Source organism: Streptomyces sp. NPDC031132 (assembly GCF_055570595.1).
In genome coordinates this window covers 224,931-239,739 of sequence record NZ_JBVIGX010000006.1, presented here as the reverse complement: position 1 = coordinate 239,739, position 14,809 = coordinate 224,931, and the positions used below count along the sequence as shown (strand labels likewise).

Here is a 14,809-nt window from a genome sequence, read left to right as displayed (position 1 = left end):
CGGCGGACCGGGGTCGGACACCCCCTGCTCACCGATGGCTGTCGTCGGGATCACGAAAGCTCTGTTTATCGTCAGGCAGACGACTATGATCGCGGCATGTCGCCCTACGACCCGTCGGCCTATCCGCCCTTCGCTGTCACCGTCGACCTGGTCGTGCTCACCGTGCGGCGTCACGCGCTCTGTGCGCTGGTCGTCCGGCGGGGTGAGCAGCCGTTCCAGGGACGCTGGGCCCTGCCCGGCGGCTTCGTGCGCGAAGACGAGGACCTGGCCGCGGCTGCGGCCAGGGAGCTCTCCGAGGAAACCGGCCTGTGTGCCCACGATCCGGCCGAGCCGGGCGCGGGGAACGGGGCGCACCTGGAACAGCTGGCCACGTACGGGGATCCGAAGCGGGATCCGCGCATGCGTGTCGTCAGCGTCGCGCATCTGGTCCTGGCTCCGGACCTGCCCGCGCCCCGGGCCGGCGGAGACGCCAACAGTGCGCGCTGGGCCCCCGTCGACGAGCTGCTGGCCGTCGAGGACGAGGCGGCCTCGGGGCTGGCCTTCGACCACGCCCGGATCCTCGCCGACGGCGTGGAGCGGGCCCGCTCCAAGATCGAATACTCCTCGCTGGCCACCGCGTTCTGCCCGCCCGCCTTCACCGTCGGCGAGCTGCGCCGGGTCTACGAGGCCGTGTGGGGAGTGGCTCTCGACCCCCGCAACTTCCACCGCAAGGTCACCGGGACCCCCGGGTTCCTGGTGCCGGCCGGAGGGACGACGACCCGTCAGGGCGGTCGGCCCGCCCAGCTGTTCCGGGCCGGCGGGGCGAACCTGCTCAACCCGCCCATGCTGCGCCCGGAAGTCTGAGGCCCCGCCACCAGCGCTTCGGCCACCCGCGCCCCCCACCCGCGCCCCCGCCACCCCCGCCCTCGCGCCCCCGGCCGTCGCCGACACGGCCGCGAACGCACCCTGGTTGCGCCGAAAATCGGACATATCGCGTTATCTTGTTTGCGGTACTCACGCTGCCGCAGAGCGGTCTCACCCCCCGCGAGAGAAGCGATGCTCCAGGCCATCGGACTCACCAGCAAACCCCGTCGAGACCTCCCGCCCCTCGTGGACGACCTCACCTTCGAGGCCCGCCCGGGGACCGTGACCGCCCTCCTCGGCGAACCGGGATCGGGCAAGACCACCGCGCTGCGGCTCATGCTCGAACTCGAACCGGGCCGCGGCGTCACCTACTTCCGCGGACGCCCGCTGCACCGGATCCCGCATCCCGGCCGTGAGGTCGGCGTGCTGCTCGGCGACGTCCCCGGCAATCCGGCGCGCACCGTCCGGGGCCAGCTGCGGATGCTGTGCGCCGCCGCCGGGGTGCCGGCCTCCCGGGCCGACACCATGATGGAGGTCGTCGGCATCGCGGGCCTGCGTGACCAGCGGCTCGGCTCGCTCTCGCTCGGCATGGACCGCCGGGTGGCGCTGGCCGCTGCGCTGCTCGCCGATCCCTGCACGCTGCTCCTCGACGAGCCCGCCGCCGGACTCTCGCCCCGCGAACGCGGCTGGCTGCACGGGCTGCTGCGTGGTCATGCCTCCCTCGGCGGTGCGGTGCTCTTCACCACCGACGACGCGAAGGAGGCCGCCCGCAGCGCGGACCGGGTCGTGAGCATCGAGGCGGGCCGGCTCGTCGCCGACCAGGACGCGGCCGACTTCGCCCGTACCCGGCTGCGGCCGCGGGTCGCCGTGCGCAGCCCGCACGCCGCCCGGCTGGCCGACGTACTCGGCCGCGAGGCCCGGGACGCCCAGCGTGCGGTGGAGATCGTCGAGGAGTCCGGCAGCCGCCTGTCGGTGTACGGCAGCAGTTGCGCGGAGGTCGGCGAAGCGGCGTTCCGGCACGGCGTGCTGGTCCACCAGCTCGCCGACGAGACCGGGGACGCCGGGGCGCCCTGCCCGCCCGTACCGCCGGTGCCGCAGGCGCGCACCGAGCCCGGCGCGGACCCTGCGGGCGACGCCGCCCCGGCCGACGCCGGGTCCCTGCCCGCCCAGGGCGGCCGTCGGTCGGCTGCCCGCAGCGGGATCCCGGCCTCGGCGGTACGCCGGGTCGGCGGGCCGCTGCGGCCGCTGCGCTACGAGCTGCGCCGGGTCTTCGGTACCGCCATGCCCGTCCTCACCGCGGTCGTCGTCGTCGCCGTCTCCGCCGTCACCGCCCTGGTGCTGGCCCGGGCCGGCGGCACCCCGCAGAACCGGCTGCTCGCCGCCTGGCCGGAGCTGCTGCCCCTGCCCCCCGCCGCCCTCGGTGCGGGACTGCTCGGCGCCCTGGCCTTCGGCGAGGAGTACCGCTACCCCGTGCTCGCCGCCGACCGCGGCACCGTGCCGCGCCGGATGGGCCTGCTCGCCGCCAAACTGGCCGTCAGTGCCGGTCTCGCCCTGGCGTTCGGTGCGCTCGCGGTCACCGCCGACGCGGCCGCCCTGAAGCTCGTCTTCGACCGCGGCCCGCTGCGCACCCCCGCGGAATGGGTCTCCCCGGCCGCGAGTTGGGCCGGACTGCTCATCGGCTGCGCCTGGGCCGGCGTGTTGGCCTCCGGCGTCTTCCGCTCGGCCACTGCCGGCCTGGCCGCCGTGCTCGCCGTCCCGGTCATGGTCGTTCCGCTCGTCCGCAAGGCGCTGGACGGTCCCTCCGCGTACCCGGCGAGCGGACTCGCGGCCCGGCTGCGCGGGCTGGCCTGGGCGCAGTGGCCCCCGGAGGCGGACCGACTGGTCCTGGGGGCCTTGCGGGTGATGGCCCAACCCGTGGGCGCCGCGCTGCTGTTGTCGCTGATGGTCCTGTTGTGCGCCTATGGGTTCACAGGACTGCGCAGCCGCGTCCGTTGGTAAGGGACCGTTCGTGATCGTTCCGGTGCCGGAGGAGGTCCCAACGGGACCGATCCGGTCCACATCACGTGAACCGGACCACAACTCCGCGCAAAGGGCCCGGTTCTTTACGATAAGTCGTCAATTGCGTAGGTGGCACCGATCACCCTTTCGTGTGCTTTTCACCAAAGACCTCAAGGGTCATCGAGGCAAGGCCGACAAAGGATTCGTGAGTACCCTTGCGCACACCATGATGACCGCCGCCCGCCACGCCGACTCCGGCCTCGCCGGGCCGGGCGAACTCGACCGCTACCCCTACGCGGAAGCCTCCGGGGCCGACCGCGTCGGAGCGCCCCACTGGGACGGAGCCGACGTCGAGTTGAGCCGGGTCGGCCGCCGCGCGGCAGGCAGCCGCGGCCGCGGACTGCACGGCCAACTCGTCCAGCAGCTCGGCCAGATGATCGTCTCCGGCGACCTCGGCGCAGACCGCCCGCTGGTCCCCGAGGAGATCGGCCAGCGCTTCGAGGTCTCCCGCACGGTGGTCCGCGAATCGCTGCGCGTGCTGGAGGCCAAGGGCCTCGTCAGCGCCCGCCCCAACGTCGGCACCCGCGTCCGGCCCGTCGCCGACTGGAACCTGCTCGACCCCGACATCATCGAGTGGCGCGCATTCGGCCCCCAGCGCGACGACCAGCGCCGCGAGCTCAACGAGCTCCGCTGGACCATCGAGCCGCTCGCCGCCCGCCTCGCCGCCGGCCACGGCCGCCCGGACATCCAGCAGCGCCTCGCCGACATGGTCGAGATCATGGGCCACGCCCTCGGCCAGGGCGACGCGATCACCTTCGCGCGCGCCGACAACGAGTTCCACGCGCTCCTCATCCAGCTCGCGGGCAACCGCATGCTGGAGCACCTCTCCGGCATCGTCTCCTCCGCGCTCCAGGTCTCGGGCAGCCCCGTCACCGCCTGCGACCGTCCCAGCGAGGCGTGCGTCGCGCACCACGCGCGGATCGTCGAGGCCCTCGCCGCCGGGGACGCGACGGGTGCCGAGAACGCCATGCGCCAGCTCCTGATGGTGCACCCGGAGGTCGAGCGCGTGGTCCCCGCCCCGCGCGAGCACTGACGGGCGGACGTACGGCGGCGCGGGAGTACTCGCACGTGCCGCCGGAGGGCGTTGGCGGTGGCGCCGACGCCCTGGAGGTATCCGGGACGCAGTCCGGTGGGGTACCTCCCGGTGGAGGCCGGGGAGGCGCCCCGGCGACACCGGCATGCGCAGGCCCTCGACCGCAGGCCGGCGGGCAGGGCCCCGGCGGGGCCGACCCTGCACCACCGTCGGCGACCTCGTACGGCGACCTCGTACGGCGACCTCGTACGGCGACCTCCGGCGGGCAGGGGCCCCTGCGGGGCCGACCCTGCACCACCGTCGGCGACCTCGTACGGCGACCTCGTACGGCGACCTCGTACGGCGACCTCGTACGGCGACCTCGTACGGCGGCATCCGGCCGCGTCCGGCCCGTGTGTACGACCGTATGACCGGCATCGGGGCAATCGGGGTGTGACTCGGGCCACGAAGAATTGGGCGTAACACTCCGCGAGGTCAAGCGATGACCTAGAGAGGTGATGGCCGACGGAGGGAAGACAGCAGCCCGTGCGGGTGCTGTACAGCTCCCCGGCCCCTGCCCGCGCCCCCGGCCCATCCCCAGTCGGTGGTCGTCGGCTCCGGTCCAGCACCACCCGGCCGGGGTCGGAAGCCGTTTCCATCGTTCCGAGAGGTTGTTCGTGTCGGCCAGCACATCCCGTACGCTCCCGCCGGAGATCGCCGATTCCGAGTCTGTGATGGCGCTCATCGAGCGGGGCAAGGCCGAGGGGCAGATCGCCGGCGATGACGTGCGTCGGGCCTTCGAGGCTGACCAGATTCCTGCGACCCAGTGGAAGAATGTTCTGCGCAGCCTCAACCAGATCCTCGAGGAAGAGGGTGTGACGCTGATGGTCAGTGCCGCGGAGTCGCCCAAGCGCACCACCCGCAAGAGCGTCGCAGCGAAGACCCCGGCCAAGCGGACGGCCACCAAGACCGTCGCGGCGAAGACGACGGCTGCGCGGACCGTCGCCGCCGCGGCACCGGCGGCCGAGACGGTGGACCCGGAGCCCGTGGACGCTCTCGCGGAGGAGCCCGCAGCCGAGCCCGCCGCGAAGAAGACGGCGGCGAAGAAGACGGCGGCCAAGAAGGCCGCGCCCGCCAAGAAGACCGCTGCCAAGAAGACGGCGGCGAAGAAGACCGCCTCCAAGAAGGACGCCGACGAGGCCGGCGAGGAGGAGTCCACCGAGGAGGGCCCCGGCGGGGTCAAGGCGGAGGCCGAGGAAGAAGAGGACGGCGGCGAGAGCAAGGGCTTCGTCATCTCCGACGACGAGGACGACGCCCCGGCCCAGCAGGTCGCCGTGGCAGGCGCCACCGCCGACCCGGTCAAGGACTACCTCAAGCAGATCGGCAAGGTCCCCCTCCTCAACGCCGAGCAGGAGGTCGAGCTCGCCAAGAGGATCGAGGCGGGCCTGTTCGCCGAGGACAAGCTGGCCAATTCCGACAAGCTGGCGCCCAAGCTCAAGCGCGAGCTGGAGATCATCGCCGAAGACGGCCGCCGCGCCAAGAACCACCTGCTGGAGGCCAACCTCCGCCTCGTGGTCTCCCTGGCCAAGCGCTACACCGGCCGCGGCATGCTCTTCCTGGACCTGATCCAGGAGGGCAACCTGGGTCTGATCCGTGCGGTCGAGAAGTTCGACTACACCAAGGGCTACAAGTTCTCCACGTACGCGACCTGGTGGATCCGCCAGGCGATCACGCGCGCCATGGCCGACCAGGCCCGCACCATCCGCATCCCGGTGCACATGGTCGAGGTCATCAACAAGCTCGCCCGCGTGCAGCGCCAGATGCTCCAGGACCTGGGCCGCGAGCCCACCCCGGAGGAGCTGGCCAAGGAACTCGACATGACCCCCGAGAAGGTCATCGAGGTCCAGAAGTACGGCCGCGAGCCGATCTCCCTGCACACGCCGCTCGGCGAGGACGGCGACAGCGAGTTCGGCGACCTCATCGAGGACTCCGAGGCGGTCGTCCCGGCCGACGCCGTGAGCTTCACGCTCCTGCAGGAGCAGCTGCACTCGGTGCTCGACACGCTGAGTGAGCGCGAGGCCGGTGTGGTCTCGATGCGCTTCGGCCTCACCGACGGACAGCCGAAGACCCTCGACGAGATCGGCAAGGTCTACGGCGTCACGCGCGAGCGCATCCGTCAGATCGAGTCCAAGACGATGTCGAAGCTGCGCCACCCGTCCCGCTCCCAGGTCCTGCGCGACTACCTGGACTGACCGGGCCGGGGACCGTACGGCGGTGGCCGCGCGCGGGTGCGCTCGGCCACCGGGCGTCCCACTCTGGGTGGAGCCATGCACACTCAGAGTCAGGAGGCCTCATGCGTCGTCCCTTTTCCCGTGTTCTGGCGGGCGCGCTGGCCCTGGTGGCGGGAGCGGCCGCGGCGCCGCTGGCCCAGGCACCGCACGCGGCTGCGGACGGTGTGGTGATCGGCGGGAAGCCGGTGAAGGCGGCCGACAGCCCATGGGTGGTGGCCCTCGCCAGTCGTGACCGGTTCGGGGGTACGCGGGGCGGCCAGTTCTGCGGGGGCGTCATCGTGGGCCCGACGAAGGTGCTGACCGCGGCCCACTGCCTAAGCCGCCAGGTGCTGGGCGGCCCGATCGAGTCCGTCCCCGACTTCCGGGTGATCACCGGGCGTACGCAGCTGCGGGCTGCCGAGGGCCGGGAGATCGCGGTCCGCTCGGCCCGGGTGAACCCGGGCTACGAGACGCGGAGCAACGCCGGTGACCTGGCCGTGCTGGAGCTCGCGGAGGCCGTACCCGCCCACTCCGTGCTCCCCATGGCCGAGGACGGGCATCCCGCCTACGCGGCGGGCGGCGAAGCGGCCGTCTACGGCTGGGGTGACACCAGCGGATTCGGTGACTATGCGTACGCGCTGCGCGCCGCGCGGGTCACGGTCCTGGCGGACGAGGTCTGCCGGCGTGCCTACCCGGGGGACGCGGACGGGCAGTTCCGGGCGGAGTCCATGGTGTGCGCGGGGCACCGCGAGGGAGGGAAGGACGCCTGCCAGGGGGACAGCGGCGGGCCGCTGGTCGCCCAGGGACGCCTCATCGGGATCGTGTCCTGGGGGCGGGGCTGCGGGCGCCCCGACAGTCCGGGGGTGTACACGAAGATCGCGCCGCTCACCGGCTTCGTGACAGCCCCTGAGACGGCCGAGCGGGAAAGCGTCGGCCAGGACGTCGCGTGGGGTGCCCGAAGGCGCTCCGGACCGGCTGCACGACCCGTACGGGGGCATGTGGCGGGGGAGCCGCAGGGGGCCGCGGGAGCGCATGGGGCCCGGCACGACTTCGCGGACACCCCCTAGGCGAGCCCGTGGACCGTCGGAGCCCGGCGGGGCTCCGGACGTGAGGACGGGCGGCACCCCTGGGTCTCAGAGGTGCCGCCCGTCGACCGGCCTGGCCGGTCCTGGCTCGTCGGATGCGAGGTATAGGCCTGTGTCAGCGGTCCTCGGTGTCGGCATTGGCCGTCGGAGCGGACGTGAGCCGCTCGGTCTCATCCTGTATATCCGCGGCGATCTTCTTGAGTTCCGGCTCGAACTTACGCCCGTGGTGGGCGCAGAACAGCAGTTCACCGCCGCTCAGCAGGACGACGCGCAGATATGCCTGGGCGCCGCAACGGTCGCATCGGTCAGCGGCCGTCAGCGGGGTCGCGGGTGTCAGAACAGTAGTCACGTCGCCTCTTCTCTAGCTCGACGAGCTGTCGTACCAGGGTCAACATCCAACCAGGCCGAAAACGTTCCCGCTCGCGGCTTTTCCTCGAAACTTCCTTCCGAAGCTGGCCGGCTGCTGCCGGTTGGCGGCGAAGGAGCCGTATTGCGTTGCTTTACGGTTTCGCGTTGTCAGTCGTTCGCTTGTAGCAGTTCCGTCCTCCCCGGCGTGAGTGCCGGTTGTTCATGAGGACGTGCCCGAACCCTAAATGGTTCATGCCTGGAAGGGAACGTGATGTTTGCTTCACTCCCCCGGGGGATCGAACACCCGTGCGGCCCTGCACTAGGCTGATGAAGCGCGAGGGTGGCGTTGCATCGGCTCTACCAGGCCTCGGTACCCTTCGACCGGCAACCGAGCCACCCTGCGCCCGACGGGCCAGAAAAAGAAATTCAGCGAGGAGCGAACTGCGTGACCGCCGACACGTCCGTGCCTTCCAGCGCACTGCTGTCCGGAGCAGACCGGGACGGCTCCAACTACACCGCGCGGCACCTGCTCGTCCTCGAAGGCCTCGAGGCCGTCCGCAAGCGCCCCGGCATGTATATCGGTTCCACCGACTCCCGGGGCCTCATGCACTGCCTCTGGGAGATCATCGACAACGCCGTCGACGAGGCCCTGGGCGGCTACTGCGACCACATCGAGGTGATCCTCCACGAGGACGCCTCGGTCGAGGTCCGCGACAACGGCCGCGGCATCCCCGTCGACGTCGAGCCCAAGACCGGGCTGTCCGGCGTCGAGGTCGTCATGACCAAGCTGCACGCCGGCGGCAAGTTCGGCGGTGGCTCGTACGCGGCCTCCGGCGGCCTGCACGGCGTCGGCGCCTCCGTGGTCAACGCCCTCTCCGCCCGGCTGGACGTCGAGGTGGACCGCAACAGCTCCACCCACGGGATCAGCTTCCGCCGCGGCGTCCCGGGGATGTTCACCGAGCAGGGCCCCGACAGCCCGTTCGACCCGGCCAACGGCCTGCGCAAGGTCAAGCGGGTCGCCAAGGGCAAGACCGGCACCCGGGTCCGCTACTGGGCCGACCGGCAGATCTTCCTCAAGGACGCCCGGCTCTCGCTGGAGACGCTGTACCAGCGCGCCCGCCAGACCGCCTTCCTCGTCCCCGGCCTGACCATCGTCGTCCGCGACGAGCGCGCCATCGACGGGGCCGGCAAGACCGAGGAGACCTTCCGCTTCGACGGGGGCATCAGCGAGTTCTGCGACTACCTCGCGCAGGACAAGGCCGTCTGCGACGTGCTGCGCCTGACCGGCCAGGGCACCTTCAAGGAGACCGTCCCCGTCCTCGACGAGCGCGGCCACATGACCCCCACCGAGGTCACCCGCGAGCTCGGCGTGGACATCGCCCTGCGCTGGGGCACCGGGTACGAGACGCAGGTCAAGTCCTTCGTCAACATCATCGCCACGCCCAAGGGCGGCACCCACATCACCGGCTTCGAGCGCTCGATCGCCAAGACCGTGAACGAGGTGCTGCGCTCGGCGAAGCTGCTGCGCGTCGCCGAGGACGACGTGGTCAAGGACGACGCGATGGAGGGCATGACGGCGGTCGTCACCGTCCGGCTGGCCGAGCCGCAGTTCGAGGGCCAGACCAAGGAGGTGCTCGGCACCTCTGCGGCCGCCCGGATCGTCGCGGCCGTGGTCGCCAAGGAGCTCAAGGCCTTCCTGACGAGCACGAAGCGTGACGACAAGCAGCAGGCCCGCGCCGTGATGGAGAAGATCGTCGCGGCCGCCCGGACCCGGATCGCCGCCCGCCAGCACAAGGAGGCGCAGCGCCGCAAGACGGCACTGGAGACCTCCTCGCTGCCCGCGAAGCTGGCCGACTGCCGCAGCGACGACGTGGAGCGCAGCGAGCTCTTCATCGTCGAGGGCGACTCCGCCCTCGGCACCGCCAAGCTCGCGCGGAACTCGGAGTTCCAGGCACTGCTGCCGATCCGCGGCAAGATCCTGAACGTCCAGAAGTCGTCGGTCTCGGACATGCTCAAGAACGCCGAGTGCGGAGCGATCATCCAGGTCATAGGAGCCGGCTCGGGCCGTACCTTCGACATCGACGCCGCGCGCTACGGGAAGATCGTCCTACTCGTCGACGCCGATGTCGACGGCGCGCACATCCGCTGCCTGCTGCTGACGCTCTTCCAGCGGTACATGCGGCCGATGGTCGAGGCGGGCCGGGTGTTCGCCGCGGTGCCGCCGCTGCACCGGATCGAACTCGTCCAGCCCAAGAAGGGCCAGGACAAGTACGTCTACACGTATTCGGACAACGAGCTGCGCCAGACGCTGCTCGAATTCCAGCGCAAGAACGTCCGGTACAAGGATTCGATCCAGCGTTACAAGGGTCTCGGCGAGATGGACGCGGACCAGCTGGCGGAGACGACCATGGACCCCCGCCACCGCACGCTGCGCCGGATCAACATCGGCGACCTGGACTCGGCCGAGCAGGTCTTCGACCTGCTCATGGGCAACGAGGTGGCGCCGCGCAAGGAGTTCATCACGAGCTCCGCGGCGACCCTGGACCGCTCGCGCATCGACGCCTGACGGGCGCACCGGCACACCGGTGCTCTTCGCTCCATCACCTGTTGGAGTGAAGAGCACCGGGACACCAGTCCGGAAAACGTCCATACCGCACATCCTTGTGGGCACGCGGCCAATGCGGCAGCGGACAAGGAGAGTTCGGTGGACAAGCACGAAGGTCCCGATGCCGGAACGATCCGGCTCGACGACCCCTGGTACGACGCGCTCGCCGTCGGCTGGGGGGAGGGCGAGGGCGAGGACCCGGCGCCCCCGCGTCCCGCCGCCGGCGGCCGGGCCGCGCCCGCGGCATCCGACATCTACCTCGAAGTGCAGCGCAGCGCCGCCTTCCAGGAGGTCCGCAGCCGCTACCGCGGGTTCGTCGTCCCGGCGACCGCCGGATTCTTCCTCTGGTACGTCGCCTACGTGGTCGCGGCCACCATGGCGCCGGGCATCATGGCCCGGCCCGTCTTCGGGGCGGTCAACGTCGCCCTGCTGGCGGGGCTCGGCCAGTTCCTCAGCACCTTCCTGCTGACCTGGGCGTACGCCCGGCACGCTCGGCTGCGCCGCGACCGTGCCGCGCTGGACCTGCGCTGGACGGTCTTCGAGCAGGAGCGCGGCCAGGAGCGGATGCGGGCCCGGGAGGCCGGCCGGTGACCACCGAGCACCAGACCCTCGCGCTGATCCTGTTCAGCCTCTTCATCGCGGTCACCCTGGGCATCACCACCTGGGTCAGCCGCAACCGGCACGGCTCGGCCGAGGAGTTCTATGCGGGCGGGCGGCTGTTCTCTCCCCTGGAGAACGGTTTCGCCATCGCCGGCGACTACATGTCCGCCGCCTCCTTCCTGGGCATCTCCGGCCTGATCGCCCTCTTCGGCTACGACGGCCTGCTGTACTCGGTGGGCTTCCTCGTCGCCTGGCTCGTCGTGCTGTTCCTCGTCGCCGAACTCGTCCGCAACTGCGGGCGCTTCACCCTCGCGGACGTGGTCGCGGCCCGGATGAGCGAGCGGCCCGTCCGGATCGCCGCCGGCACCTCCTCCGTCACCGTGTCGGTGCTGTACCTCGTCGCACAGATGGTCGGCGCGGGCAGCCTCGTGGGCCTGCTGCTCGGTGATTCGGGCACCGCGGCCCGGACGCTGACCGTGATCGGGGTCGGGGCGCTGATGGTGGTCTACGTGTCCTTCGGAGGCATGCGCGCCACCACCTGGATCCAGATCGTGAAGGCCGTGCTGCTCATGGGCGGGGCCGTCACGCTGACGGTGCTCGTGCTCCTGCGCTTCCACGGGAACTTCGACCAGCTGCTCACGAGTGCTGCCGAGCGCAGCGGGCACGGGCAGCGGTTCCTGAGCCCGGGGCTCAAGTACGGCGGCGACTGGACCGCCCGTTTCGACTTCATGAGCCTCGGCCTCGCGCTGGTCCTGGGGACGGCCGGGCTGCCGCACATCCTGTCGCGCTTCTACACGGTGCCGACCGCGCGGGCTGCCCGCCGGTCGGTGGTGTGGGCGATCGGGCTGATCGGCGGGTTCTACCTGATGACCATCGTGCTCGGGTTCGGGGCGGCCGCGCTGGTGGGTCCGGACGCGGTGCGGGCTTCCAACGCCTCGGGGAACACGGCGGTTCCGCTGCTCGCGGCCTTCCTGGGCGGCGGGGCCGGCTCGACCGGGGGCGCGGTGCTGTTCGCCTTCGTGGCGGCGATCGCCTTCGCCACGATCCTGGCCGTGGTCGCCGGGATCACGCTGGCCTCCTCGGCCTCGGTGGCGCACGACCTGTACGCGTCGCTCAAGCGCCGCCATGCGCGCCAGCGCAGCGAGGTCGCGGTGGCCAGGGTCGCGGCCGTCGGGATCGGGGCGGTGGCGATCGCCCTGGGGCTGCTCGCCCAGGACCTGAACGTGGCGTTCTTGGTGGGGCTGGCTTTCGCGGTGTCGGCTTCGGCCAATCTGCCGGTGCTGCTGTACTCGCTGTTCTGGCGTTCCTTCACCACGCGGGGCGCCGTCTGGTCGGTGTACGGGGGCCTGATTCCGGCGGTGGTGCTGGTCGTCCTGTCGCCGGTGGTGTCCGGCAGCCCGGATTCCCTCTTCCCGGGGGTGAGCTTCCAGTTCTTCCCGCTGCAGAACCCGGGGCTGGTCTCGATCCCGCTGGGCTTCCTGGCCGGCTGGCTGGGCACGGTCACCTCGGCGGAGGAGCCGGACGGGGCGAAGCACGCGGAGACGGAGGTCCGGTCCCTGACCGGCGCCGGGGCCGTCTGAGCGCGCTCCCGTCCGGGGTTACGCGCCCTCGGACGGGAGCCAGGAGTAGCGGTGTTCGGGGCGGCCCGTCTCGCCGTAGCGCAGGGCCAGGGTGACCCGGGCGGTGCGCTCCAGGAGCTTCAGGTAGCGCTGGGCGGTCTGGCGGCTGATGCCGGCGCGGTCGGCGATCTGCTGGGTGGAGAGCGGGCCCTCGGCGGAGCGCAGGACCTGGCGGACCAGTTCGGCGGTGGTGGCGGAGTGGCCCTTGGGCATTTCGTTCGGGGAGCCGGCCGCGGCGAGGGCGCCGAAGATCCGGTCCACCTCGGCCTGTTCGGCCTCGCCGCCCGTCTCCAGGGTGCGGCGCAGGGAGCCGTACGCCTCCAGCCGGGTGCGCAGGCCGGCGAAGGTGAAGGGCTTGACGAGGTACTGGAGGGCGCCGAGGCGCATGGCGGACTGGACGGTGGCCAGGTCGCGGGCGGCCGTGACCATGATCACGTCGGTGCGGTGGCCGAGCTGGCGCAGCCGGCGGACCAGGTCCAGGCCGTTCTCGTCCGGGAGGTAGTGGTCGAGGAGGACCAGGTCGACGGGGTGGGTGTCGAGGTAGGCCAGTGCCTCGGCCGCCGAGTGGGCCTGGGCGCAGACGCGGAAGCCGGGAACCTTCGCCACGTACGCCGCGTTGATCCGGGCAACACGCATGTCGTCGTCGACGACCAATACGTGGATGTCGTGGATCGGGGTCTCGTTCATCGCAGGGCCTCCGGGAGTACGACGGAGAACTCCGCCCCTCCGTCCGCTGCCTCGCCGGCCCGGGCCGTGCCGCCCTGCCGCTCCGCGAGGCGGCGTACGAGTGCGAGACCCAGCCCGCGCTCGCGGTGGGCCTTGGGCTGCTTGGTCGACCAGCCCTCGGTGAAGATCTCCTCGCGGCGGGCTGCCGGGACGCCGGGCCCGCTGTCCCGTACCCGGAGGATCGCCGCACGGCCTTCGGCGCGCAGCTCGACCTCGACCAGGGGTGCGGGGGAGCCCGCCGCCGCGTCCAGGGCGTTGTCCACCAGGTTGCCCGTGATGGTGACGAGGCCACCGGGGTCGACGAGGCAGTCGGGCAGGAAAGTGGTGTCGGCGAGGCGCAGCGGGACGCCGCGCTCGGCCGCGACGGTCGCCTTGCCCACCAGAAGGGCGGCCAGCAGGGGGTCGTGGACCTTCTCGGTGACCTGTTCGGCGGTGGTGCGGTGCACCCCGACGACCTCGGTGACGAACTCCACCGCCTCCTCGTGCAGGCCCAGCTCCAGCAGGCCGAGGAGGGTGTGGAGGCGGTTGGCGTGCTCGTGGTCCTGTGCGCGCAGTGCGTCGATCAGGCCCTTGGTGGAGTCGAGCTCGCGGCCGAGGTGTTCCAGCTCGGTGCGGTCGCGCAGGGTGGCGACGGCGCCGCCGTCCTCGGTGGGCATCCGGTTGGCGACCAGCACCCGGGGGCCCTGGACGGTGAGCAGGTCGCGGCCGGTGACGCGGCCGGCGAGGACGTCGGTGGTGCGGCCCGTGCCCAGTACGTCGTCCAGCGGGCGCCCGGCGAGGGTGGCGGCCGTCTCCGGCGCGAGGCCCAGCAGCCGGGCCGCCTCGTCGTTGACGAGCCGGACCCGGCCGTCGCGGTCGAGGGCGATCACGCCCTCGCGGATGGAGTGCAGCATCGCCTCGCGCTCGGCGAGCAGTCCGGCGATGTCGGAGAAGGCCAGGTCGCGGGTCTGCCGCTGGATCCGGCGGGACAGCAGGTAGGCGGCGAGCGCGCCTGCCGCGAGGGCGCCGCCCGCGTAGGCGAGCAGGCCCGGGATGGCGCCGAGCAGCCGGTCGTGGACGCTGTCGTAGGCGATGCCGACGGAGACGGCGCCGACGATCTCCCCGTCGGCCGCGAGGAGCGGGACCTTGCCGCGGGCGGAGCGGCCGAGCGTCCCCTCGTCGATCTCCATGACCTCGCGGCCCGCGAGGGCGTCGCTCGGGTCGGTGGAGACGGGCAGGCCGATCCGGTCGGTGCCGGGGTGGGAGCGGCGGATCCCGTCCAGATCCATGACGACGACGTACTCGGCGCCCGTGGCGCGGCGGATCCGCTCGGCCGAGGCCTGTACGGGGCTGTCGGCCGTGGGCCCGGAGTCGAGGAGGTCGGCGGCCAGGGAGGGGTCGGCCGCCGCGCTCTGGGCGATGGCCAGGGCGCGCCGCATGGCCTGGTCGTCGAGCTGCGCGCCGAGCGGGGCCAGGAAGAGCCCGGTGGCCAGCACGGCGACCCCGGCGGCGATGGCCAGCTGGGTCAGCAGGATCTGCGAGACGGCCCGTCTGGGCAGCCCGAGGCGCCGAGCGCTCATGGGGAGGAACCGCATGACCAGCAACCGTAGGTCGCCTTCGGCCTGAGCGGAACATCCGATGTGTACGCAACCGTCCCGGACATC

The 14,809-nt window shown here is 71.9% G+C and carries 11 protein-coding genes; 8 read left to right on the top strand and 3 right to left on the bottom strand.

Translation table 11 applies throughout. The features are described from left to right. The first annotated feature begins 96 nt into the window (after positions 1-96). The 5 genes from ACZ49B_RS11960 to ACZ49B_RS11940 all read left to right on the top strand — a co-directional run bounded on the left by ACZ49B_RS11960 (position 97) and on the right by ACZ49B_RS11940 (position 7,250). Positions 97-843: an NUDIX hydrolase gene (locus ACZ49B_RS11960; protein ID WP_468303803.1), complete on the top strand. Its 747-nt coding sequence runs from the start codon at positions 97-99 to the stop codon at positions 841-843. Positions 844-1,035: 192 nt separating this feature from the next. Then, positions 1,036-2,841, top strand: a complete 1,806-nt coding sequence (locus ACZ49B_RS11955; protein WP_468303800.1) for an ATP-binding cassette domain-containing protein — start codon at positions 1,036-1,038, stop codon at positions 2,839-2,841. A gap of 151 nt (positions 2,842-2,992) precedes the next feature. Next, entirely contained in the window at positions 2,993-3,934 is a 942-nt protein-coding gene (locus ACZ49B_RS11950; protein ID WP_468303797.1) for a FadR/GntR family transcriptional regulator, read from the top strand. A 656-nt stretch (positions 3,935-4,590) separates the two neighbouring features. Then, positions 4,591-6,165, top strand: coding sequence for an RNA polymerase sigma factor (locus tag ACZ49B_RS11945; RefSeq protein ID WP_468303795.1), 1,575 nt, complete (start codon positions 4,591-4,593; stop codon positions 6,163-6,165). 101 nt (positions 6,166-6,266) lie between these two features. Beyond that, positions 6,267-7,250: a serine protease gene (locus tag ACZ49B_RS11940; RefSeq protein ID WP_468303792.1), complete on the top strand. Its 984-nt coding sequence runs from the start codon at positions 6,267-6,269 to the stop codon at positions 7,248-7,250. A 133-nt stretch (positions 7,251-7,383) separates the two neighbouring features. Here the strand turns inward: ACZ49B_RS11940 and ACZ49B_RS11935 are convergent, their stop codons facing one another. Beyond that, the gene (locus tag ACZ49B_RS11935; RefSeq protein ID WP_030154305.1) at positions 7,384-7,617 is read right to left on the bottom strand and encodes a DUF7455 domain-containing protein; all 234 of its coding nucleotides are present in this window, start codon (positions 7,615-7,617) and stop codon (positions 7,384-7,386) included. A gap of 444 nt (positions 7,618-8,061) precedes the next feature. Between ACZ49B_RS11935 and ACZ49B_RS11930 the strand changes: the two genes are divergently transcribed. The 3 genes from ACZ49B_RS11930 to ACZ49B_RS11920 all read left to right on the top strand — a co-directional run bounded on the left by ACZ49B_RS11930 (position 8,062) and on the right by ACZ49B_RS11920 (position 12,401). After that, positions 8,062-10,182: a DNA gyrase/topoisomerase IV subunit B gene (locus ACZ49B_RS11930; RefSeq protein ID WP_468303789.1), complete on the top strand. Its 2,121-nt coding sequence runs from the start codon at positions 8,062-8,064 to the stop codon at positions 10,180-10,182. A gap of 138 nt (positions 10,183-10,320) precedes the next feature. Beyond that, entirely contained in the window at positions 10,321-10,812 is a 492-nt protein-coding gene (locus ACZ49B_RS11925) for a DUF485 domain-containing protein (protein ID WP_468303786.1), read from the top strand. Beyond that, the gene (locus ACZ49B_RS11920; protein WP_468303783.1) at positions 10,809-12,401 is read left to right on the top strand and encodes a solute symporter family protein; all 1,593 of its coding nucleotides are present in this window, start codon (positions 10,809-10,811) and stop codon (positions 12,399-12,401) included. The genes ACZ49B_RS11925 and ACZ49B_RS11920 overlap by 4 nt, the downstream gene beginning before the upstream one ends. 18 nt (positions 12,402-12,419) lie before the next feature. Here ACZ49B_RS11920 and ACZ49B_RS11915 read toward each other — a convergent pair whose 3' ends face one another. Beyond that, the gene (locus ACZ49B_RS11915; protein ID WP_468303780.1) at positions 12,420-13,127 is read right to left on the bottom strand and encodes a DUF7342 family protein; all 708 of its coding nucleotides are present in this window, start codon (positions 13,125-13,127) and stop codon (positions 12,420-12,422) included. Next, positions 13,124-14,725 (bottom strand): sensor histidine kinase, encoded by a 1,602-nt coding sequence (locus ACZ49B_RS11910; RefSeq protein ID WP_468303778.1) that lies wholly within the window; start codon positions 14,723-14,725, stop codon positions 13,124-13,126. Before ACZ49B_RS11910 ends, ACZ49B_RS11915 begins: the two co-directional genes overlap by 4 nt. Between the last annotated feature and the right edge of the window lie 84 nt (positions 14,726-14,809).

Excerpts from the sequence above, each read along its gene's own strand:
- ACZ49B_RS11915 (WP_468303780.1), bottom strand. The coding sequence starts at position 13,127 with ATGAACGAGACCCCGATCCACGACATCCACGTATTGGTCGTCGACGAC.
- ACZ49B_RS11910 (WP_468303778.1), bottom strand. The coding sequence starts at position 14,725 with ATGAGCGCTCGGCGCCTCGGGCTGCCCAGACGGGCCGTCTCGCAGATC.
- ACZ49B_RS11960 (WP_468303803.1), top strand. The coding sequence starts at position 97 with ATGTCGCCCTACGACCCGTCGGCCTATCCGCCCTTCGCTGTCACCGTC.
- ACZ49B_RS11940 (WP_468303792.1), top strand. The coding sequence starts at position 6,267 with ATGCGTCGTCCCTTTTCCCGTGTTCTGGCGGGCGCGCTGGCCCTGGTG.
- ACZ49B_RS11955 (WP_468303800.1), top strand. The coding sequence starts at position 1,036 with ATGCTCCAGGCCATCGGACTCACCAGCAAACCCCGTCGAGACCTCCCG.